The 22,165-nt window shown below is 65.5% G+C and carries 21 protein-coding genes; 9 read left to right on the top strand and 12 right to left on the bottom strand.

Annotated elements, in window-relative coordinates; translation table 11 throughout:
- Window position 1 precedes the first annotated feature (1 nt).
- Both BFL43_RS11660 and BFL43_RS11655 read right to left on the bottom strand, forming a co-directional pair.
- On the bottom strand, window positions 2-700 hold the full coding sequence (locus tag BFL43_RS11660) for a sterol desaturase family protein (RefSeq protein WP_084892707.1): 699 nt from the start codon (window positions 698-700) through the stop codon (window positions 2-4).
- Window positions 690-1,451: a GntR family transcriptional regulator gene (locus tag BFL43_RS11655; RefSeq protein WP_084892706.1), complete on the bottom strand. Its 762-nt coding sequence runs from the start codon at window positions 1,449-1,451 to the stop codon at window positions 690-692. Before BFL43_RS11655 ends, BFL43_RS11660 begins: the two co-directional genes overlap by 11 nt.
- Before the next feature lie 89 nt (window positions 1,452-1,540).
- On the opposite strand from BFL43_RS11655, the gene BFL43_RS11650 reads away from it, so the two are divergent.
- Entirely contained in the window at window positions 1,541-2,974 is a 1,434-nt protein-coding gene (locus BFL43_RS11650; RefSeq protein ID WP_084892705.1) for an amidase, read from the top strand.
- Window positions 2,975-2,983: 9 nt separating this feature from the next.
- Here the strand turns inward: BFL43_RS11650 and BFL43_RS11645 are convergent, their stop codons facing one another.
- Complete coding sequence (locus tag BFL43_RS11645; RefSeq protein ID WP_084892704.1) at window positions 2,984-5,080, bottom strand: ATP-dependent DNA helicase RecQ; 2,097 nt, start codon at window positions 5,078-5,080, stop codon at window positions 2,984-2,986.
- Window positions 5,081-5,385: 305 nt separating this feature from the next.
- On the opposite strand from BFL43_RS11645, the gene BFL43_RS11640 reads away from it, so the two are divergent.
- Complete coding sequence (locus tag BFL43_RS11640; protein WP_168176620.1) at window positions 5,386-6,171, top strand: DUF559 domain-containing protein; 786 nt, start codon at window positions 5,386-5,388, stop codon at window positions 6,169-6,171.
- 4 nt (window positions 6,172-6,175) lie between these two features.
- Window positions 6,176-6,343: a hypothetical protein gene (locus BFL43_RS28950; RefSeq protein WP_168176619.1), complete on the top strand. Its 168-nt coding sequence runs from the start codon at window positions 6,176-6,178 to the stop codon at window positions 6,341-6,343.
- Here BFL43_RS28950 and BFL43_RS11635 read toward each other — a convergent pair.
- The 3 genes from BFL43_RS11635 to BFL43_RS28945 form a co-directional block, all read right to left on the bottom strand.
- A complete protein-coding gene (locus tag BFL43_RS11635; RefSeq protein WP_084892702.1) occupies window positions 6,328-7,236 on the bottom strand; it encodes a 3-methyladenine DNA glycosylase in 909 nt (302 codons plus the stop codon). The two genes, BFL43_RS28950 and BFL43_RS11635, sit on opposite strands and share 16 nt — an antisense overlap.
- Window positions 7,237-7,243: 7 nt before the next feature.
- Window positions 7,244-8,629: a dihydrolipoyl dehydrogenase gene (lpdA, locus tag BFL43_RS11630; protein WP_084892747.1), complete on the bottom strand. Its 1,386-nt coding sequence runs from the start codon at window positions 8,627-8,629 to the stop codon at window positions 7,244-7,246.
- Window positions 8,630-8,743: 114 nt separating this feature from the next.
- A complete protein-coding gene (locus BFL43_RS28945; RefSeq protein WP_168176618.1) occupies window positions 8,744-8,920 on the bottom strand; it encodes a hypothetical protein in 177 nt (58 codons plus the stop codon).
- 133 nt (window positions 8,921-9,053) lie between these two features.
- Between BFL43_RS28945 and BFL43_RS11625 the strand changes: the two genes are divergently transcribed.
- A complete protein-coding gene (locus BFL43_RS11625; protein WP_084892701.1) occupies window positions 9,054-10,274 on the top strand; it encodes an NADH:flavin oxidoreductase in 1,221 nt (406 codons plus the stop codon).
- On the opposite strand, the gene BFL43_RS11620 is transcribed toward BFL43_RS11625, so the two are convergent.
- Together BFL43_RS11620 and BFL43_RS11615 are read right to left on the bottom strand one after the other, a co-directional pair.
- Window positions 10,271-11,494 (bottom strand): DUF6596 domain-containing protein, encoded by a 1,224-nt coding sequence (locus tag BFL43_RS11620; RefSeq protein WP_084892700.1) that lies wholly within the window; start codon window positions 11,492-11,494, stop codon window positions 10,271-10,273. The two genes, BFL43_RS11625 and BFL43_RS11620, sit on opposite strands and share 4 nt — an antisense overlap.
- A 4-nt stretch (window positions 11,495-11,498) precedes the next feature.
- Window positions 11,499-11,867, bottom strand: coding sequence for a YciI family protein (locus BFL43_RS11615; protein WP_084892746.1), 369 nt, complete (start codon window positions 11,865-11,867; stop codon window positions 11,499-11,501).
- Window positions 11,868-12,053: 186 nt separating this feature from the next.
- Between BFL43_RS11615 and BFL43_RS11610 the strand changes: the two genes are divergently transcribed.
- From BFL43_RS11610 to BFL43_RS11600, 4 genes are read left to right on the top strand one after another with little or no spacing between them, the layout of a single operon-like run.
- The gene (locus BFL43_RS11610; RefSeq protein WP_240498207.1) at window positions 12,054-12,983 is read left to right on the top strand and encodes a M43 family zinc metalloprotease; all 930 of its coding nucleotides are present in this window, start codon (window positions 12,054-12,056) and stop codon (window positions 12,981-12,983) included.
- A gap of 6 nt (window positions 12,984-12,989) precedes the next feature.
- Window positions 12,990-13,235 carry a hypothetical protein gene (locus BFL43_RS29445; RefSeq protein WP_168176617.1) on the top strand — a complete coding sequence of 82 codons (246 nt, stop codon included), beginning with the start codon at window positions 12,990-12,992 and terminating at the stop codon, window positions 13,233-13,235.
- Window positions 13,232-14,164, top strand: coding sequence for a M28 family metallopeptidase (locus tag BFL43_RS11605; RefSeq protein WP_084892699.1), 933 nt, complete (start codon window positions 13,232-13,234; stop codon window positions 14,162-14,164). Before BFL43_RS29445 ends, BFL43_RS11605 begins: the two co-directional genes overlap by 4 nt.
- 37 nt (window positions 14,165-14,201) lie before the next feature.
- The gene (locus BFL43_RS11600) at window positions 14,202-16,235 is read left to right on the top strand and encodes a prolyl oligopeptidase family serine peptidase (RefSeq protein ID WP_084892745.1); all 2,034 of its coding nucleotides are present in this window, start codon (window positions 14,202-14,204) and stop codon (window positions 16,233-16,235) included.
- A 21-nt stretch (window positions 16,236-16,256) separates the two neighbouring features.
- Here BFL43_RS11600 and BFL43_RS11595 read toward each other — a convergent pair whose 3' ends face one another.
- Window positions 16,257-17,771: a DUF2079 domain-containing protein gene (locus tag BFL43_RS11595; RefSeq protein ID WP_084892698.1), complete on the bottom strand. Its 1,515-nt coding sequence runs from the start codon at window positions 17,769-17,771 to the stop codon at window positions 16,257-16,259.
- Between the two features lie 226 nt (window positions 17,772-17,997).
- Here BFL43_RS11595 and BFL43_RS11590 point away from each other — a divergent pair, with 226 nt between their 5' ends.
- Window positions 17,998-18,942, top strand: coding sequence for a sulfite exporter TauE/SafE family protein (locus BFL43_RS11590; protein ID WP_084892697.1), 945 nt, complete (start codon window positions 17,998-18,000; stop codon window positions 18,940-18,942).
- 10 nt (window positions 18,943-18,952) lie between these two features.
- Here the strand turns inward: BFL43_RS11590 and dinB are convergent, their stop codons facing one another.
- The 3 genes from dinB to ppk2 are packed head-to-tail and all read right to left on the bottom strand — an operon-like array spanning window position 18,953 to window position 22,049.
- Complete coding sequence (gene dinB / locus BFL43_RS11585) at window positions 18,953-20,176, bottom strand: DNA polymerase IV (protein ID WP_240498206.1); 1,224 nt, start codon at window positions 20,174-20,176, stop codon at window positions 18,953-18,955.
- Between the two features lie 39 nt (window positions 20,177-20,215).
- The gene (locus tag BFL43_RS11580) at window positions 20,216-21,037 is read right to left on the bottom strand and encodes a hypothetical protein (RefSeq protein WP_084892696.1); all 822 of its coding nucleotides are present in this window, start codon (window positions 21,035-21,037) and stop codon (window positions 20,216-20,218) included.
- 43 nt (window positions 21,038-21,080) lie between these two features.
- Window positions 21,081-22,049 carry a polyphosphate kinase 2 gene (ppk2, locus tag BFL43_RS11575; protein ID WP_084892695.1) on the bottom strand — a complete coding sequence of 323 codons (969 nt, stop codon included), beginning with the start codon at window positions 22,047-22,049 and terminating at the stop codon, window positions 21,081-21,083.
- Between the last annotated feature and the right edge of the window lie 116 nt (window positions 22,050-22,165).

Raw genomic sequence — 22,165 nt, 5'->3', positions numbered from 1 at the left:
GTCACAGGGCGTGCAAGTTCTTCGCGGTCGGTGATTTCTCGACGCTCTCGGGGTCGGGGTTCGTGCGCAGTACGCGGTCCGCGGTACCCGAGGTCGTGACCGTGAACCAGTAGTGCTCGTTCTTGTAGTGATGGAACCTGTGGTGGCGCCAGGTCGCCTTGGACAGCTTGCTTTTCGGCTTGTAGTCGGTGTGGATCAGATAGTGGGTCCACTCGTAGATCATGCCCAGCACGCCGAGCGTCACCATGAAGGTCAGTCCGAGACCCACCCGCCCGAACGCGAACAAACCCAGCACCAGGGCGAGAGGTAGGACACCGCAGAGCACCTGCCAGGGAATGAAGATCAGCGGGATGTCGCGGGGGTCGGAGTGGTGTTCGCGATGCTTGCGCGAGAGCAGCGAATCAACGGTGATCCGGCCGAGAACCTTCGGACGCCAGTGCAGGATGAACACGTGGATCAGCCACTCCGCCAACGGAAATGACAGGATCATCACCACCGGAACGAGGACATCGGTCCACGCCCAGTCTCCGACACTCACCCTGGCGGCTGCCGACCCGGCAAGAAACGCCACGATCATCCACGGCGTGGGGTGCCGCACGAACTCCCGGAAGGCGGAACCGAGCGTCACCGTCCGCCGCTGCTTGCGCAGCGTGCGCTCGTCGGCTCGAAGGTGCGCGCGAGCATCTCGATCAGTCGTCATTGTCTTCCTCCGTCTCCGACAGTGCTTCCTGCAGAAGCTTCTCCATCTCCCCGAAGGCCGACAGCAACGCCGTGGTCCCGGGTTCGAGCAGGACCGCCGCCGCACGTGCGGCTGCACCCGGGTTGTGGCCTGCGATGGCGTCGACGATCCGCCGATAACCGTCGGCGTTACCGACCTCACCGGACAACGCGGACGCCAGGGCGGGCAGCGCGGGCTCGTACGCGGAACGCATTGTGTTGTACATCAGGCGGAAGGCGATCGAATCGGCGCCGTCGACGACGGCATCCCAGAAGTCCAGCGCAGCCCGCTGCTGCGCGATGGGGTCAGAAAGCTCGATCAGTTGCGCCGCCGCCGCCCGAGCGATGGCAATCTGGTCCTCACTGGCGCGCATCGCCGCAAGTTCGGCGACTTTGGGCCCGATATGGGCGCGCGCCTCGACCACCGACCGCGCGACAGCGACGTCCAGTTCACCGCCGCGGATGAGCAACTTCGGGAGTAGGTCGAGGCCACCGAAGCGGCGGACGTCTCGAACTGTCGTGCCACCGCCCTGCCGGATGGTGACCAGTCCGGCCGCGGCAACCCGCTTCATCGCCTCGCGCACCGCCGGACGCGACACACCCAGCACCCGGGCGAGCTCGCGCTCGCTGGGGAGGTTCTGACCTGCAGGAAGCTCACCGCTCAGCACACCTTCCACGATTTGCTCGAAGACATCCTCGGGAACGCTGCGGTGCTCGATCGGTTGGAACGCCATACCCCCACGGTAGAAGTGCGACGGTCATAGGTCAAGTGGTCTTACCAATTCTGCGGAACTCGAGAGAGGACTGCGTTACCGTGTCAGCCATGACTGAGCGCACACATGTTCATGCCTTCGGCGACGATGCATTGGGAGACCTCGACGCCACCGGTGTCGCCGCCGCGATCGCGTCCGGCGCGATCGGTGCCAGGGAGGCGGCAGAGGCCGCCATCGCCCGGGCCGAACTGGTCAATCCTGCGCTCAACGCGCTGGCACTGAGGGATTTCGATCGGGCGCTCGAGGCCGCGGACTCGCCGTCGAAGGGCGCCTTTTCCGGCGTACCGACCTTCATCAAGGACAACACCGACCTCTACGGCCTCCCGACCGGCCACGGATCACAGGCAGTGCAATCGAAGGCGAAACGGAAGACCGAGCCGTTCGCCGAGCAGTACCTGTCCACCGGGATGACAATGCTCGGTAAGACGACGCTGCCCGAGTTCGGCTTCAATGCGACGACTGAATATCAGTCCCTGCCGCCCACGCGGAACCCGTGGCACACCGGTTACTCGAGCGGTGCGTCGTCGGGCGGTTCCGCGGCTCTCGTGGCCGCAGGCGTCGTACCGATCGCCCATGCCAACGACGGCGGCGGTTCGATCCGGATCCCGGCTGCCGCATGCGGTCTCGTCGGACTGAAACTGACGCGAGGCCGCGAGGTCCAATCCCTGCAGGGCAAGCAGATGCCCGTCGACATCGTGTCCAACGGTGCAGTGACACGAACAGTCCGGGACACCGCGGCTTTCGTCGCTGCACTCGAGAACTTCCGTCCGGCCAAGAAGCTGAAGCCGATCGGCGACGTTGCCGGCCCATCGAGTCGGCGCCTGAAGATCGGGTTGATCACGGACTCGATCGCCGGCGACCCCACGGACGCCGACACCGCCGCCGCTGTCTTGCAGACTGCCGAACTGCTGACGTCGCTGGGCCACGACGTCGTCGATTTCGCGGTCCCGACCGACCACACCTTCATCCGCGACTTCGTCCACTACTGGGCGCTGATGGCGTTCTCGACCCAGTACTTCGGGAAGATGGTCACCGGCGATCCGTTCGACCGATCCAAGACCGATGCCCTGACGAAGGGGTTGGCCCGCAACTTCATCCGGAAACCCTGGCTCACGCCGGTGTCCATCCGCGGGCTCAAACGCAGCGAGAGCCGATACCGCGAAGCGTTCGAGACCCTCGACGTCGTACTGTCCCCGGTGTTGGGTCACACCACCCCGGAGCTCGGCTTTCTCTCTCCGGCGGCCGGATTCGACGTGATGTTCCCCCGCCTGGTCAATTACGTCAGCTTCACTCCGCTGAACAACGCCGCCGGCGGACCGGCGATCTCCTTACCTCTCGGACGGGCCACCAACGGGCTACCGATCGGCGTCCACTTCTCCGCGGCGCACGGTGATGAGCGCACCCTGCTGGAGCTGGCGTTCGAACTCGAAGCGGCGCAACCCTTCGCGCGTATCCAGGATCAGCACGCGAGCGGAGCCGCCTGATCAGACCCGCTAGTTGGTGCTCGCGAGCGCGAACGGGAGCACCTCGTCGACACCGGCGCGCCGCAGGTGTCGCGCCGCCATCGTCAGGGTCCAGCCGGTGTCGGAGAGATCGTCGACCAGCAGGATCGGGCCGGTGAGGTCAGCGATCACCGTTGGATCAGGGTCGACCCACGAACCCTCCAGTGCGGCGACACGGTACGCCGAGTTGGCAGCGGTCACCGGCCGTCGATCGGGTGAGTAGCCCAGCGTCCCGAGATTCGTCAGGCGTCCGAGCTGCGACAGCTTGTCGACCACGGAACCGATCAGGATCGGATGCGTGTCAGAATCCAATCCCATGATCGCGGTGGGCCGGGTGTGCCAGGGCCAGGCCGCCAAGACCGCGACGGCCGCTTTGATCACGTCATCGGATGCCGGAGCGTCGGGTTCGTCGAGCAGGCGTCGTAGGCGGGTGCCCCAGCCGAGGTCACTGAGTCTGCCTATGACGCGGCCCATCGACGGGCCTTCGCTGATCTTTCCGGACAACTCGACACCCAGCTTTTTCATGCCGGTCGGCCACTGCTTGCGGGGCGCCAGTTCGACGCCGGGACGCTGCAGTTGATCACGAGCGGCGTCGAGTGAGCGACCATCGACGTCAGCCGAATAGCGTTGGCCTGCACAGTTGTCGCAGCGGCCGCACTTGCTGTTCGGCTCCAGGTCGGGATCGTCGAGCTGGGCCCGCAGGAACGACATGCGGCAGTCGGTGGTCGACTGGTAATCGAGCATGGCCTGCTGCTCTCGGCGGCGGGCCTGCTCCAGTTTTTCGTAGCGGTCCTCGTCGTACGTCCACGGTTGACCCGTCCCCAGCCAGCCACCCTTGACGCGTCGGACGGCACCGTCGACGTCGAGGACCTTCAGCACCATCTCCAGACGCGAGCGGCCCAGGTCGACGAGCGGTTCGAGGGCCGGGGTGGACTGCGGACGTTCGGTGTCGAGAACGTCGATCACCTTGCGCACCAATGTCCCCGAAGGGAAAGCGACCGACGCGAAGTACCGCCAGATCTCCTGATCCTCGCTGCCCGGCAGCAGGATCACCTCAGCGCTCGCGGTGGAGCGGCCGGCGCGGCCGACCTGCTGGTAGTACGCGATGGGCGACGACGGGGCACCGAGGTGAATGACGAACCCGAGGTCGGGTTTGTCGAATCCCATGCCCAGAGCCGATGTCGCAACCAACGCCTTGACGTCGTTGGCGAGCAGATCGGACTCGAGCTGCTCGCGCTCGGCGGAGTCGGTCGCGCCGGTGTAGGCCGCGACTTTGTGCCCCAGGTCGGTGAGCAGCGTGGCGACGTCGCGGGCCGCGGCGACAGTGAGGGTGTAGATGATTCCCGAGCCCTCGATCGAATCGATGTGCGCAGCGAGCCAGGCGACCCGTTCGGCCGAGGTGGCCACCTTCACCACCGACAGATGCAGCGACTCGCGGTCGAGTCCCCCGCGCAGCACCAATGTGTCGCCGCCACCCACCCCGAGCTGGGCCGCGACATCGTCGACCACCCGGTCGTTCGCGGTAGCGGTGGTCGCGAGAACCGGGACATCAGTACCCAATTCGGCGACCAAGGTGCGGATGCGCCGATAGTCGGGCCGGAAATCGTGGCCCCAGTCCGAGACGCAATGCGCCTCGTCGACCACGACCAGTCCGGCATCGGCGGCCAGCGCCGGCAAGACGTTGTCGCGGAAGTCGGGGTTGTTGAGTCGTTCGGGGCTGACCAGCAACACGTCGAGGTCGCCCTCGGCGACGCGCCGGTGGATGTCGTCCCACTCGGTGACATTGCCGGAGTTGATCGTCGCGGCCTTTACCCCGGCGCGTTCGGCAGAAGCCACCTGGTTGCGCATCAGCGCGAGCAGCGGCGACACGATGACCGTGGCGCCACGACCCTCGGCGCGCAACAGTTTGGCCGCGATGAAATACACCGCCGACTTGCCCCAGCCCGTGCGCTGCACGACCAATGCCCGTCGACGCTGCACCACCAGCGCCTCGATCGCGGTCCACTGGTCGTCGCGCAGCTCGGCCTCGGGGCCGGCCAGCTGCTCGAGAATCGTCTGAGCCTGGTCACGCGTTGCGGTGGTCGTCATGACCCCATGGTGCCCTGTACCGCCGACAGGCCCCGAATCCCCTCCACATGCGGCAGCGTCAACCACCGACCGTGCCGAACCAACCGCCGACCGTGCCGAACCAACCACCGACCGTGCCGAACCAACCGCCGACCGTGCCGACCGGCCGGTCTGTCACCCATCCACGCTCTGGCAAGTGTGGAAACCGCTTCCCGATCGACGACGTCAACCTTGGTATGACACGTGGAGACAGACCATTCTGGGGGGCCGATGCACCGCTGCCCGACGGCATCACGCGCCGAATGATGGAGCGGAACCACCGCAGAATGCATCGGGGTGTTCTGGTCAGCGCGGCAAAGTCGCTCGGCCCGCACGATCTGATCGATGGCGCATTGCTCCGAGCGGGCCCGTCAGCAGTGGTGTCTGGGTTGTCCGCCGCGTTCCTGCACGGGATTTCTTGGTACGAGGCAGATTCCGAGATCGAGATCAGCCGCCATGCCACTGGGCAAGGTCGCTGCCGTGGAGGCGTTCGAGTCGTGCGTTCCGATCTCTCGCCCGGTGATGTCATGGTCATCGACGGCCGGCGCGTCACCACACCTATCCGAACCGCTTATGACTTGGGACGACGTCCACCTCACTGGCGAGCACTCGGTCGCCTCGACGATTTGGTCAATGCCGCAGACATCGATCTCCGACTGTTGTGGCGCTATGTCGTCGAACATCCTGGCACACGCGGGATCCGGCAGATACGCGAGTTGATACCCCATATCAATCCGCTGTCGGAGTCCCCACCAGAGAGTTGGCTGCGGTTACTCATCGTCGAGGCCGAACTCCCGCGTCCGGAGGCGCAGATCTCCGTGCTGGACGACAACGGATACGAGTTCGCAAGGATGGATCTCGGGTACCGCCGACTCAAGATCGGCATAGAGTTCGACGGAACGGAATTCCACGAAACAGCCGAACAGCGGGCGCATGATGCCGCTCGCGACGCCCGGCTGAAGCGGATGGGGTGGATCATCCTGCGGGTGACGGGTGACAGGATGCGCGACGAGTCCGACGAACTGTTGAGAGATATCGACAAGCACCTACGCGACCGCGGCGCCTATCGCTGACGATGTGGGCACGGTCGACGGCGGTATTGGCACGATCGGCGGCATCTTTGGCACGGTCGACGGTCGGATGGGCACGATCGGTGGTTGGTTCGGCACGGTCGACGGTCGGATGGGCACGGTCGGCGGCATCTTCGGCACGGTCGGCGGCGTCTCGGGTCAGATGTTGCGGTAGTCCCGGGTCGGCATCCTCGGCGCGCGGCGGGCGGGCATCTTCATGTACAGCATGATCAACCGGATTACGCGAAAGCGATGTCCGGCATAGGGTTCGAGCAGTTCGAGCATCTGGTCGTCGTCGATGCGCTGACCGATGAGCGCCCGCCCGACCATGGACGGGACGTGGAAGTCCCCCACCGGGACGGCGTCCGCGTCGCCCACAGCGCGACAGCGAACTTCCGCGGCCGTCCACGGTCCGATCCCGCGCAACAACTCCAGGCGGTCCACCTTGCGTTCGACGTCGTAACCCGCAGCATGGACGATGGTGCGACGCCGTGGCGGCTCAGCACCGCTGGCATGCCATTCCCATTGGGGTATCTCACGCCAGACCGCCCGGGGCGGAGGGACTTTCATACTCGGCGACCCCGGCGCGGGTTCGCCGTACTTGTTGACGATGTACCGCCAGGCCCGCCAGGCCTCCCGGCCGGTGACCTTCTGTTCCAGCACGGCCGCAGCCAACGCCTCCCACACCCGATCGGTGCGGCCGATCCGCAAGCCCTGGCCCAGATGCGCGAGTTTGCCGACGACCTCGTCATGCGCGACGAAGTCCTCGGGATTGTCCTCGCTGCCCAGCATCAGCGGCAGCTGATCGAGCAGCCACTGCCTGCCCGGACCCCAGGCCCGTCCGAGTACCGCGTCCCCCGACCGCGACATCGCCAACGTCCCCGGGCCGTCCGGGGTATGGATCGCCCGCCAGATCGAGCCGTTCGGCGCGTACTTCATCGCGGGGTCACCGCTGCCGCGGCGGTGCAGGCCTACCGTCGCCCGGATGTCCAAGGGCCAGGGCGGGGTCCACAACCTGGAGACGGGCGCGGGGCCCGGCGAAACATCGCCGGGCCCCACGCCTGTCACGGAAACTCTAGAGATTGATCATGTGCCCGATGGCGCCGTGGAAGGTCTCCTGCATCGCCTCGGACAGGGTCGGATGGGTGTGGACGTTGCGGGCCAGTTCGTTGGCCGTGAGGTCCCACTTCTGGGCCAACGTCAGCTCGGGCAGCATCTCGGAGACGTTGTCGCCCACCAGATGCCCGCCGATCAGTTCATCGTGCTTCTTGTCGGTGATGAGCTTGACGAAGCCGGCGGGCTCGCCGAGACCCTGGGCCTTGCCGTTGGCGGTGAACGGGAAGGTGGTGACCTTCACGTCGTAGCCCTCGTCCTTGGCCTGATCCTCGGTGAGTCCGAACGAAGCGACCTGCGGCTGACAGAACGTGGCGCGCGGCATCATCCGGTAGTCGCCGAGCGGCATGGTCTCGACTCCGGCGATCGTTTCCGCCGCCACGACACCCTGCGCCTCGGCCACGTGGGCGAGTTGCAGCTTCGCCGTCACATCACCGATCGCGTAGATGTTGTCAACGTTGGTGCGCATGTACTCGTCGATGGCGATCGCGCCGCGGTCGGTGAGTTCGACACCGGTCTTGTCCAGACCGAAGCCCTCGACGCGGGGAGCGAATCCGACCGACATGAGCACCTTGTCGACGGTGAGCTCACCTTCGGCGTCCTTGGCATCTTTGTACTTGACGACGACCTGCGAGCCCTGGTCGTCGACCGATTGCACCTTGGTGGAGGTGAGGAGTTTGATGCCCAGCTTCTTGTACTGCTTGGCCAGCTCCTTCGAGGAATCTTTGTCCTCGTTGGGGAGCACGCGGTCGAGGAACTCGACGATCGTGACGTCGACGCCGTAGTTGGCGAGCACGTAGCCGAACTCCATGCCGATGGCGCCGGCGCCGACGATGACGATCGAGCCGGGGAGTTCACGGGTGAGGATCTGCGTTTCGTAGTCGACGACGTTCTCCGACAGCTTCACGCCGGGCAGCGACTTCACGGTGGAGCCGGTGTCGATGATGACGTTGTCGAACGTGATCTCCCGGTCACCGACCTCGATGGTCTTGGCGTCCTTGAATACGCCGTACCCGTCGATCTCGGTGATCTTGTTCTTGCGCATCAGAAAGTGCACACCCTTGACGATCTGGTCCGAGACCTTCCGGCTGCGGTCGAACGCCGCGCCGAAATCAAAGCTCACGTCCCCCGAGATGCCGAAGGTCTTCGCCTGATGGTTGAAGATGTGCGCCAGCTCGGCGTTGCGCAGCAACGCCTTGGACGGGATGCAGCCCACGTTCAGGCAGACACCGCCCCAGTACTTCTCTTCGATTACTGCGGTTTTTGCTCCGAGTTGCGCCGACCGGATCGCGGCGACGTAACCTCCCGGACCTCCGCCAAGGACAACTGTGTCAAAGTGTTCAGCCACGACGTCCACCCTACGTCTCAGCAGTTCCGGGCGCTGACGGATACCCCCTTGTGGGGGCCCAGACCGCTGCAGGCGAACACGCGGACGGAAAAACCGTTCTCGGTGACTACTTCCTCAGCCCGCAGGAATCCACAGCCAACGGTCGGGACGCGCCATCGATACCGCGCTGCCCGACCCACTGTCCCGGTACTCGGCGGTGTCAGGGTCGGCAGGGAGTCCGTCGAAGGCCGGGCTGTTCTCGGGTTCGCACAGCCGCAGATGTCGAGGGCTCGGATGTGTCCGTGCATTCATTGGAACGCCCTTACGTCGCAGTCCCCGACCGCTCTGTGTCTTCGCAGCACACATTCGTATCTGAATGTGCACTCCTCTGGTATTCGGTACCCAACCGCGTCCGGATTGAACCCTTACGGTGCCGAACTAGAACATGTTCTTGTTTGGCGTGCCGATCACCGATACCGTCGCGAAGGTGCAGCCCACACCCTTTGCTCCAGCCGACCTCGGTCCATTGCGTCTGCGCAATCGACTCATCAAGTGCGCGACCTTCGAAGGGGCCACGCCCGACGCGCTGGTCACCCCGCAACTCATCGAGTTCCACCGCGAGGTCGCCGCCGGTGGGGTTGCGATGTGTACCGTCGCCTACTGCGCGATCTCCCCGGAAGGACGCACCGACCGCCATCAGATCTGGATGCGACCCGAGGCGATACCCGGTCTGATCGAACTCACCGACGCCATCCACTCCGAAGGCGCCCTCGCGGCGGCACAGCTCGGCCATGCCGGGCCGGTCGCCAACTCGATTTCCAATCAGGCCAGGGCGCTCGCCCCGTCGCGTATCCCCGCCCCGATGGGTATGGCGCTGTGCAAAAAGGTCGACACCGACGACATCGCCGTGATTCTCGCAAAGTTCCGGCGGGCCGCCCGGATCGCCGTGGACAGTGGGTTCGACGGGCTGGAGATCCATTTCGGCCACAATTATCTTGCGAGCTGCTTCTTGAGCCCACTGCTCAATCGCCGCCACGATGCGTACGGCGGTTCGCTGATCAACCGCGCACGCTTCTGCCGCGAGATCACCCAGGCCGTCCGCGACGAGGTCGGCCCTGACATCGCTGTCTGGGCAAAACTGAGCATGTACGACGGATTCCCGGGGAGCTTCGGCGTCGACGAGGCCTGCGAGGTCGGGAGGCTGTTCGAGTCGGACGGCTACCTCGACGCCATCGAGCCGACCGCGGGCAGTTCATTGCTGAACCCGATGTACCTGTTCCATGGCGACGCTCCGCGCAAGGAGTTCGCCGACGCGTTCCGTGGTGCCATGAAATGGGGACTCAAGGCCGTCGCGCCCTTCTTTCTCAAGGAGTACGACTACCACCCCGCCTATCTGCTGCCCCTCTCTCGCCAACTGCGGGCCGCGGTGTCGATGCCGTTGATCCTGCTCGGTGGCATCACCGATCGGGCCTCGATGGACCTCGCGCTCGCCGAGGGCTTCGATTTCATGGCGATGGGCCGGGCGCTGCTCCGCGAACCAGACCTGCCGCTGCGAATCGAGGCCGATCCGACGACCGTGTCGAAGTGCACGCACTGCAATCTCTGTATGCCCACGATCTACACCCACACCCGTTGCCCGGTCAGGACCGGCGAGGTGGTGGCCTAGCTCAAACCCTCTCGCCGCGCCACGAGATGGCCGCGTTCGGCGGGATCGGTGGTCAGGGAGATCGCTTTGTCGAACGCGGTGATCGCGTCCTCGCGTCTGCCGAGGCGGTCCAGCAGGTGCGCCCGGGCACTCCATGCGGGCTGGAAATGCGCCGACTCGTCGCCGATGGCGTCGAGCAGTTCGAGCCCTGCCGCCGGCCCGTCGATCTCGGCGGTCACCACAGCGAACGCGACTGTTCCGCCCAGGCTCGGTGCCACCGCGTCGAGCGTTTGGTGCAGATCCCGCAGCGTCGGCCAGTCGGTGGTCCCCGTGTCCCGGCGTGCGACGTGCACGGCCTGCATGGCGGCCTCGAGCTGGTATCTACCGAGATCACCCAGCGGATGGGCGGCCCGCAGGAGCTCGATACCGCGGTCGATCAAGGCACCGTCCCACAGCGCGACATCCTGCTCCGGCAGCGGGACGAGATTGCCCACGGTGTCGAATCTGGCGGGCAGACGCGCATTCGACAGCCAGATCAGCGCGGCGAGTCCGAGCGCCTCGGCGTCACCCGGAGCCACGTCCACCAGCGTCTGGGCCAAGTACGAAGACTCGGTCGTCAGCGACTCGCGGACCTCGGTGCCACTGCTGTGCCAGTCGATGGCATGGGCTCCGTAGACGGCTTCGAGGACGGCGGGCATCCGGCCGGGCAGGACGTCACGGTCGGGTATCCGGAACGGGATCCGAGCATCCTTGATCCGGCGTTTTGCCCGGACCAGGCGGGCGGCAAGAGTTTTCGACGGAATCGCGAACGCACGTCCGATCTGTTCGGCGGTGAAACCGAGCACGGTGTTCAGCATCAGCGGGGTGTGCACTGCCGGGTTGATCGCGGGATGCGCGCACACGAGCATCAACGCGAGGCGCCTGTCCGGTATCGCGTCGGGGTCGATGGCGTCGAGGTGTGCGCCGCAGTCGCGGTCGGGATCGATCTCCACCGACGTCCGATGCGATGCCGACTTCCAGCGATCCCGCTGCCGGTTCCGGGCAACGGTCAGGATCCAGCCGTCGGGATTGTCCGGTGTCCCGTCAACCGGCCACCGCGTGAGCGCCCGCTCGAACGCATCCGAGAGCGCGTCCTCCGCGGCGGGTACGTCACCGTCGGCCGCCGCGAGCAACGCCAGCAACCGCCCGTACGACGTTCGGGCAGCCTGCGCGGCCCGCACCCTCGCATCGGAATCGGTCATCGGCTCAACGCCAGGCGCCGTCGATCAGCGAGATGGCGACCGGACGCACCTCGATCACGCCGTACTGCGCACCCGGGCACTTCTCCGCCCACGCCAGCGCCGCGTCGAGGTCGGGAACGTCGATCACGAAGACCCCGGCCAACGCTTCCTTGGTATCGGCGAACGGTCCGTCCTGCACCTGCACGCTTCCGTTCCGCAACGTGACCGTGGTGCTCGCGGCCACCGGTTGCAGGATCTCGCCGGCGACGAGGACGCCTGCCGACTCGAGCGCCCTGCCGTAGACACCGAAGGCCTCCTGCATCTCTTCGATCGCCTTCGCCGGAATCTCGCCCTCGGCCGGTTCGGCGTTGTTCAACAGTAGTGAGTAGCGCATGATGTTCTCCTTCTGGTTTCTTTGCTCATTGTCGCTTGCACAGTGATGACGATCGACGTCCGCTCGAATCGACACGGTTCCCGAATTGGTGGGTTCTGGTGATCAAAACCCCAGCTCGACTGCGCCAAAACCCACCAAGATCGGGGTGGTGGGGAACCGAGATCGCTCCCGGGGCGTCTGATGCACATGACGAACATCGAACCCCCGGCCCGCCGCACGTGTGGGGCCATGGCCGAGCACCGCCGGCTGCTGACCGACTCGTCGCAATACCGCCGCGCCCGGGCCGACCTGGAGAACACCACCAGGGACTTCCAGCGGCTGGAGCGGACCACCGAAGAGGTGGTCCAGATCCCCGTGGTCGTGCACGTCGTGGCCCGTACCGACGCCGAGAACATCTCTGAAGACCAGGTGGTCAGCCAGATCGAGGTCCTCAACCACGACTACCGGGCGACCAACGCAGACCTGGCGGCCGTGCCCGAGGTCTTCTCCGACCTCGTCGGCGACGCCAAGATCGAGTTCGTCCTGGCGACCGTCGACCCCGACGGCGATCCGACGTCGGGGATCACCCGCACCTCGACGACCCAGAGTTCCTTCGGCACCGACAACGCGATCAAATACAGCGACAGCGGCGGCGCCGACGCCTGGCCTGCCGACCGTTACCTCAACATGTGGGTGGGCCAGCTCCGCGGCGGGCTCCTCGGCTACGCGCAGTTCCCCGGCGGCCCGAAAGACACCGACGGCGTGGTGATCACCCACACCGCATTCGGGACCACAGGAACGGCCACAGAACCGTTCAACCTCGGTCGAACAGCGACACACGAGGTCGGCCACTACCTCAACTTGTTCCACATCTGGGGCGACGACGGTAGTGGCTGCGGCGGCACCGATGAGGTCTCCGATACCCCCAATCAGGGTTCGGAGAACACCGGCAAGCCAACCTTTCCCAAGGTCAGCTGCAACAACGGGCCCTCGGGCGATCTGTTCATGGACTATATGGACTATGTCGACGACGACACGATGGTCATGTTCACAGTCGGGCAGGTCAGCCGCATGCGCACCTGCCTCGAGACCGCCCGGTCATCACTGCGGGCGCCCATGCCGACTACGACGAGGTAGCTGACCATGACCGCCCAGACCTGGTGGCACTCCTTCGAGGAAGACCACGACGACGTCGCCGTCTACAGGCCCGACGGCTTCGGCTTCCCGCCGGCCCGGGGACGTCGCGGACTCGAGCTCGACCCGGACGGCACCGTCGTCGAGCTCGGACTGGGGCGCGACGACACCCCGAGCCGCGCGGCGCACGCTTCCGGCGCATCCCTCGAAGTCGTCCATCAGGCCGATGACCGACTCGAGATACGCCGACTGTGATCGAGCACGAGAAAACTTGTCGCCGATCGGATACCGGGCGGATCAAACTGTCGCCGCTCGAGCATCCGCCAAAGGTGGAGGGCGCCCGGGATCCGGAGCTGGCCACACTCGTCGCGACCCTGTCCCCTGCGCACTACGCGCGGTACCTGACGACGATCGCGGCCCCGACCACCCGCCACTCCCTGAGCCCGGAGTTCGCTGCGGTGATGTCCTTTGCCGCCACCGAGCTCGCCGGTCTGGGCTACTCCGTGACCCGCAGTCCCATCGCCGTCGGAGACGGCCGGAGTGAGAACCTGCTCGCCCACCGCACCGGAACCGGCGCGGCCCCGCGGGGACTCGTCGCGGTCACCGCGCATCTCGATTCGGTGAACCAGGAAGGCCGATCCCTTCCCGCGCCGGGTGCCGACGACAATGCCAGTGGATCGGCGGGCGTCCTCGAACTCGGCCGCGTCCTCGCCGGCAGGGACTGGTCGAACGATGTCGTGCTGATCCTGTTCGGCGGAGAGGAACAGGGATTACTCGGGAGCCTCGACTACGTCGGCGGCCTCGACACCGAGACCAGAGCTCGCCTGCGCGCGATCATCAACATGGACATGATCGGCAGGAGGAACACCGCGCAGCCCGGAGTCATGATCGAGGGCGGCCCAGCATCGAAGACCTTGATGTCCGAACTCGTCGCTGCTGCAGGCACCTGGACGGCGCTGGAGGTGACCACGTCGCTGAACCCGTTCGCCAGTGATCACGTCCCGTTCATCGATGCCGGACTCCCGGCGGTTCTCATCATCGAGGCCGACGACCGCGCGAATACCGACGTGCACACAGCGGGCGACGTCCTGGACACCGTCGATCAGGCCCTCGCACTCGAGATACTCACCATGAACCTGGCCGTCCTCGCCGGGCATCTGCAGAATCCTCCCTCGACTCCCTGACTGCCCGGTGGTGAACCGTTGCGGCAGACTGGTCGGCGTGAGTGATTCCGATCCCTACCTCTGGCTCGAAGATGTGACCGGCGACAAGGCCCTGGCCTGGGTCCGCGAGCACAATCAGCCGACCATCGACACGTTGACCACATCGACGAGGTTTTCCGACCTGCAGTCCGGCGCGTTGGAGGTTCTCGACACCGACGACCGCATCGCGTACGTCCGCCGCCGCGGCGAGTACCTGTACAACTACTGGCGCGACGCCGCCAATCCCCGAGGCCTGTGGCGTCGCACCACCCTGGAGCAGTACCGTACCGACGCCCCGGAATGGGACGTGCTGATCAACCTCGACACCGTCGCCGCCGACGAGGACGAGAACTGGGTGTGGAAAGGCGCTCTGGTGCTGCGCCCCGATCACCGCCGCGCACTCATCCTGCTCTCGCGGGGAGGTGCCGACGCATCGATCGTCCGCGAGTTCGACATGGTCACACGGACGTGGATCACCGCCGACGATGGTGGATTCACGTTGCCCGAGAACAAGTCCGACATCGGTTGGATCGACGAGGACACCGTCTACGTCGGCACCGACTTCGGCGACCAACCCGATGGTGGCTCCGCACTGACCAACTCCGGTTATCCGCGCGTGGTCAAACGCTGGACCCGCGGTACGCCCTTGGAACAGGCTCCGGTGGTGTACACCGGCGCCGTCGAAGACGTGGCCGTGCAGGCGATGTACGACGACACGATCGGATTCGAGCGTCACTTCCTCATCCGGTCGACGGACTTCTTCAACCAAGAATTCTACGAACTCGACGGCGACGCGATCACTCTGATCGATGTCCCCAGCGACGCGCACACGAGCGTCCATCGGAACTGGCTTCTGATCTTCACCCGGTCGCCGTGGCGGCTCGACGAACAGACCACCTACCCGACCGGGACCCTACTGGTATTCGACTATGACACCTACAAGAGCGGCAGTCGCGATGCGACGGTGCTGTTCTCGCCCGATGCGCACACGAGTCTGCAGAACTTCTCGTTCACGTCCGCGCATCTGGTACTGGTGACCCTGCGAGACGTGCAGACCGAACTCCGGTTGCTGAGCGTCGACGACTGGAGTGTTTCCGAGCTCGCAGGTCTACCGGAATTGGCGACCATCGGTGTCCTCGACACCGATCCCGATCACAGTGACGAACTGTTCTTGTCGGCGAGCAGTTTCACCACGCCTCCGAGCCTGCTGCACGGGTCGAGCACAGACGGTGTCGCGCCCATCAAGCAGTCGCCTGCCCTCTTCGACACCGCGAATGTGACTGCGTCACAGTACTTCGCCACGTCCGATGACGGCACCCAGGTGCCGTATTTCGTCGTCAAGCGGGATGACGTCAACACCGGGCCAACCCTGCTCTACGGTTACGGCGGATTCGAGAACTCGATGACACCCGCATACGGCGCGATCTCGGGACGCAGCTGGATCGAGCGGGGCGGAATCTACGTGATCGCGAACATCCGGGGCGGCGGGGAGTACGGGCCGACCTGGCACACCCAGGCGCAACTCGCCGGGCGTCATCTCGTCTACGAGGATTTCGCCAGTGTCGCAAAGAACCTGGTCGATCGCGGACTCACCACTCCGAAACAGCTGGCGGCACAGGGTGGATCGAATGGCGGGTTGCTCATGGGAGTGATGCTCACGAGCTACCCCGAGCTCTTCGGCGCACTCGTGTGCCAGGTCCCGCTGCTGGACATGAAGCGCTATCACCTGCTGCTCGCCGGGGCCTCATGGGTGGCGGAATACGGCGATCCGGACGACCCGGAGCAGTGGGCGTTCATCTCCGAATATTCTCCCTACCAACTGCTCCGTGAAGACGCGACCTACCCTGAACTCCTGATGACCACCTCGACGCGCGACGACCGGGTCCACCCGGGACACGCACGAAAGTTCGTCGCCCGCCTCGAGGAGTACGGCCACACGGTGAGCTATTACGAGAACATCGAGGGCGGGCACGGCGGTGCAGCCGACAACAAACAGGCGGCGTTCAAGTCCGCTCTGGCCTACGAGTTCCTGTGGGAGAAGTTGAGCCGCTGAGGCCGTGAACGGTGGTCAGGGTCAACGTCGCTCGAGCAACACGACCCCGCCCCGCTCGGCGACCTCGCGGTACTGGCGACCGTTCTCGACCTTCTCGAGGGCGTCCCGCACACCCTGCGGACTGGTCGGGAACATGCCATAGGTGTTGGTGTCCGCCATGATCCACTGCGGAATGGACCGATCCCGGTCGAGCCGCGGGAAGAGTGTCACCTCGTGGTCGGCCACCAATTGCGGTGCGATGTTGTTGGTGGCGGCCACCGATGCTCCGGCCGGTATCTGCTCTTCGAGCGCCGCAACTGCCTGTGCGGCGGTGGCCGGGGTATAGAAGTCGCGTTCGGCCAGTCGGTGCAGAGGGCCACCCGCGGTCAGCACCACTGCGATCACCGCGGCGCCCGCGGCGAACCCGGTCAGCACCCGGCGCGAGCAGCCACGCCTGCGCAAGGTCATCAACGCGTCGATCATCGCGACGAACACGACCGGCATCAGGATGGCGTCGTAGTGGTAGTCGTCGGACCAGTAGAGATGATTGGTGCTCCAGAACCGCCACGCGATGGTCGGGATCGCGACGAGTGCGATCGGTGAGCGAACCGCGAGGAACACCGTGATGACGAGGAGCATGAAGGCGGTGGAGGCCCTGGCGTCTCCGGCGGCGAACCCGAGCACCAATTCGCGAACACCCTCTGCGGGCGACTCCGCGAACTTCGATCCGTACGAGTAGTCGGCACTGCTGAAGGCCGGCACGATCACCTTCGCCGCGAGCACGGTCCAGACCAGACCCCAGACCGCGGTCGCTGCAGCCCACCGGTACGTCCGCGATCCGCAGCGCAATGCGACGACAGCCGCAACCACAACAACCGTCAGTCCGAGATCTTCTTTGCAGAACACCAACGGCAGTGCGTACAGCAATGCTGCTCGCCAACGCTCCTCTACCAACGCCACGAGCGAGAAGGCCATCAATGGTACCGCGAGGGCGATCTCGTGGAAGTCGAACGCCAACGCGTGCGCCACGCCCCACGCGAGACCGTAGGCGATCGCGATCAGGACCCCGATCACGACGTCCAGTTGCCTGGTGGCGAGCCGGACAATCGGGATCGCGGCAACGGCGAACAGAAGAGCTTGCACGATCAGCAACGTGATCGGGGACGGGCACAGTCGATACAGCGGGCCGATGAGCGCGATCCAGGGTTGGAAGTGGTCGCCCATCAAATTGATGTCGGTGCCCTCCAGAGGCACCATCGGTGACTCGAAGCGGCTGTACGCCTTGACCGCCTGCGTGAAGATCCCCAGGTCCCAGCCGGTGAACCCGAGCCGTTCATACCGCCTCACGGCGTAGACGATGTAGAGGGTCGCGGTGATCGCGAAGGTCGCGAGCGCCACCACCCAGGGTGCCTGCCACGACGACAGCTGCAGGCGTGCCGCGGCCCGTCGACCCCAATAGAGATTTTCGCCGGCGCGAGCATCGACAGGCGCCGGCCCCTTGTCATCGACGACGTCTGGAGTCAGGTCGTTCGAGTCGGAGACGGTGGGTGAAGCCATCTAGACACCGTAGCGAAGAGTTCGCGACCCTTCTACCTGCAGTTTTCGAACAGCAGTGCGGGCGGCTCACCTCCGCAACCACGCCCGGGTCGCGTTGTCCAGCGTTGGCCGCCGAGAAAATCACGGTGCGCCGAAACCTCCGGCCGCAGTCTCGTGGTTGTTATACAAGCTCAGACAAGTCGGTTACCCGTGCCGCTCAGCGCCACCACACCCCTCCGGAGGTTTCATGCCCACCCTGCTTGTCGTCGCCTTCGTAGGGCTGTTCAGTCAACTCGTGGACGGCAGCCTCGGCATGGCGTTCGGCGTCACCGCGACCACCTTCCTGCTCGCCTTGACCACGCTGTCACCGGCAGCCGTGAGCGCGACGGTGCATCTCGCCGAGATCGGCACGTCCCTGGTGTCCGGGTTCTCGCACTGGCGGTTCGGCAACGTCGATTGGAAGGTCGTCGCAAAGATCGGGATCCCTGGCGGCATCGGCGCCTACCTCGGGGCCACCTTCGTCTCGAATCTGCCCACCGACGTCGCGAAGCCGCTCATGGCGACGATCCTGCTATTGCTGGGCATCTACGTCCTGGTCCGGTTCACCTTCCGCGGCATCAACACGACGAACCTCGGAAAGCCGCTGCGGCACCGGTTCCTGACGCCACTCGGGGTCTTCGGCGGTTTCATCGACGCCACCGGCGGAGGTGGCTGGGGGCCGGTTGGCACGCCCGCGCTCCTCGCCTCCGGCCGTATGGAACCGCGCAAGGTCATCGGCACGATCGACACCAGCGAGTTTATCATCGCCGTGGCCGCGTCCATCGGATTCCTCACCAATCTCAGCGGTGAAGGCATCAACTTCGGTTACGCGGCGGCCATCCTGGTCGGCGGTGTGATCGCCGCACCCATCGCGGCGTTTCTCGTCCGGCACTTCCCACCCCGACTGCTCGGTGCCAGCGTCGGCGGCCTCATCATCCTGACCAACACCCGCACGATCATCGGCAAAGACGGCTTCGCGCTGGACACCGGCGCACGCTGGGTCATCTACTCGATCATCATCGCGGTCTGGGTAGGGGCATTCATCTACTCCCTGATCCAGTACCGACGCGACACGGCCGCCGAGTCTGCTGAGGCGATCCGGGAGCTCGCCGAGCGGAACGAACGCGAAGCGCTGGCCACGGCCCCCGCCTGACCCGGGGGTTTCAGTCCGGCAGCATCGGCACCGACATACCCGCGTCGCGGCCGAGCAGCACCGCCCGGGTCACCGATCCGGAGCCGAAGCGGTCACGCAGACCGTCAATGGTGATGTCCAGCTTCTCTTGGTGATGCTCCTCGAACGGCAGTGCCATCTGAATCGAGCTGTTGCTGTCGAGATTGGTCAGAGACAACCCGACCAACGTGCAGCCCTTGGTCCGGATGATCGGCATCGCGTCCGCGAGGAGTCCGCGGGCCGCGGTCATCAGCACCTGCGTGCCGTCGGTCGGTTCGTACAGGGTCCGCGAACGGGTGGCTCGGGTGAAGTCGTCGAAGCGAAGCCGCAGCACCACGGTGCGACACACCCGTCCAGCTGTGCGCAGCCGCTTGCCGAGCCTGTCGACGATCGCCACCATCGTCGCCTCCAGGTCTTCCTGGGACTTGGGCTTGCGTCCCAGGGCGCGCTGCGACCCGATCGATCGTCTCCGCTTTCCGCCCTCGACCGGGCGCGGATCGCGCGCCAGGGCCAGCGCGTAGAGGTGCCGTCCGGCGCCGCGCCCCAGCAGAGAACCCAAGGACACCTGCCCCACCGCGGCCAGATCACCGACGGTGTTCAGCCCGGCATCTCGCAACTTCCGCGAGGTGACTACTCCGACGCCCCACAATCGCTCCACCGGAAGCGGATGCAGAAAAGCCAGTTCCTGGTCGGCCGGGACCTCGAGCAGTCCATCGGGTTTGCCGACCGCGCTGGCAACCTTCGCGAGGAACTTCGTCCGCGCGATGCCCACGGTGATCGGCAGCCCTACGTCCACGCGGACCTGCTCACGCAGCTTCGCGCCGATCTCCCTCGGGGTGCCGCTGACCCGATACAGACCGCCGACGTCGAGGAACGCCTCATCGATCGAGATGCCCTCGACCAAGGGCGTGGTGTCGTGGAAGATCTCGAAGACCGCGCGGCTCGCCTCGGTGTACGCATCGAATCGAGGCGGCACCACCACCGCCTCAGGACACAGCTTCCGGGCGTCGCGGCCGTTCATGGGAGTCCGGATACCGCAGGCCTTGGCCTCATAGCTTGCGGCGAGGACCACCCCACCGCCCACGATCACGGGCCGTCCACGCAGCTCCGGGTGGTCGCGCTGCTCGACCGAGGCATAGAAGGAGTCGAGATCGGCGTGCAGAATGCTCGCCTGCTCTCTCACCACCCGCGCGTGCGATCCCGGTTCATCCGACACGAACACATGTTCGCACGGGTCACCGACAGCGGCGGCTCGCTACCTCCGGCGCTCCAACAGAGCTGAGATCAACAGACCGATCGCGGCCAGCGCGACACCTGCACCGACGGCGATCAGTCCGACGTTCTGCATGTTGTCGACCACCTTGTCGACCATCAGATCTGCGACCTCGCGCGCCGATCCCTCAGCGCCGCCGACTTCGTCCTGCGCCCGGCGGCGGGCCCATTCGCCGAGCAACCAGGTCAGGATCCCGCCGATGACGACGCCGAAACCGACTGCCAGCAGCACCAGGCCACGCCGGCGGGCGAAGATCAGCGCGCCGAGGGTCGCGACGATCGCCGCTATCGCCGCGCCGAAAGCGATGTACCCGATCTGTTCACCGAGCTGGTGATAGCGGCCCGCCTCGAGCCCGGCCTGCGCGGAGTCGCTCAGCGGCACCTCGATGGGCCCCTCGACCTGGATCGCACCAAGCCCCTGCTCGGACAGCACCCGGTTCACCATCGGGGTCAGGTCGAGGGACATGACCCGTCCCTCGTCCTCAGGAGTGGCTTCGGAGAACAACCAGTCATGCTGCTGGTTCATCACCTCCGCGAAGTCCTTCGGGAACTCGCTGCCCCGGGTGTAGGCGTCGGCCAACGGCTGCACCAGCGCCGAGGGGACCAGCGGAGCGGCCACCCCGACCTGCGTGGTGATCTCGTCGGCGATCAGTTGCTGCACCTTCGCGTTGTCTGCGAGGGGCGCAACGGTTTCGGAGAACCCATCACGGTCGACCACGTGCTCGTTCACCCAGAACGCGGGCACGGCGATGGCGGCCCCGACGATGGCGACGAGGCACAGCAGAGCAGTCAGGAATGAACGCACCGGCCCAGGCTACCGATCCGCAAGCCGCAGATGGCGCAGGCGCCTATTCACCGGCGAGGTCACGCGCCCGTCCGACGATGAGCGGATCAGGCTTACCGACGACGCTCTCGTCCTTGTTGTCGTAGTCGAAGAGGTTCAGGACATGACGCATCGCGTTGAGCCGAGCGCGCTTCTTGTCGTTGCTCTTCACCACGGTCCAGGGCGCGTGGTCGGTATCGGTGAAGGTGAACATCTCTTCCTTGGCCGCCGTATAGCGGTCCCATTTGTCCAGGGAAGCGAGGTCCATCGGGGAGAGTTTCCACTGCCGGACCGGATCGACCTGCCGGATCGCGAACCGGGTGCGCTGTTCCAGCGGGCTGACCGAGAACCAGAACTTGGTCAGGCTGATGCCGTCGTCGACCAGCATCTGCTCGAACAACGGGGCCTGACGGACGAACGTCGCGTGCTGCTCCTCGGTGGCGAATCCCATGACTCGCTCGACGCCGGTGCGGTTGTACCAGGACCGGTCGAACATGACGATCTCGCCGGCAGCCGGAAAGTGCTGGACGAACCGCTGGAAGTACCACTCGGTGGACTCCCGCTCGCTGGGCTTCTCGAGGGCCACCACGCGCGCACCACGAGGATTGAGGTGCTCCATGAAGCGCTTGATCGTGCCACCCTTGCCTGCGGCGTCACGGCCTTCGAACACCATGATGTGCCGCCGCTTCGTGGCCTTGATCCACTGCTGCAGTTTCAGCAGTTCGATCTGCAACAACCGCTTGTCGAGTTCGTACTCATCGCGGCTGAGCCGTTCGTCGTACGGGTAGTCCTCCCGCCAGGTGTCTATGACGTTGCGACCCGGGAGGGTCAGCAGTCGCGGATCGTCGTCGTCGCGATCGTCGACCAGGAATTGGGTCGTATCGGCGAGGTCGACGATGTGCTGCAGGGCCTCGCGCCCGGCGACAACACTGAAGTCCGGACCGATGTCGGGATGGTCGGGACCAAAATCTGAAAGGCGCAGGATCTCGTTCACCGATCAAACCTAATCTGTCGCGACCACCGAGACATGGCGAGCCGATGAACGCGGGACGAATGCGCGCCAGGACCCGCGCCGCCATTGCGGACCGAAACTGACCTCGATCGGCCATA

Origin of the sequence: Williamsia sp. 1135 (genome assembly GCF_002095395.1) — a bacterium.
Lineage (GTDB): Bacteria > Actinomycetota > Actinomycetes > Mycobacteriales > Mycobacteriaceae > Williamsia.
This window is presented reverse-complemented; position numbering and strand designations above follow the sequence as displayed.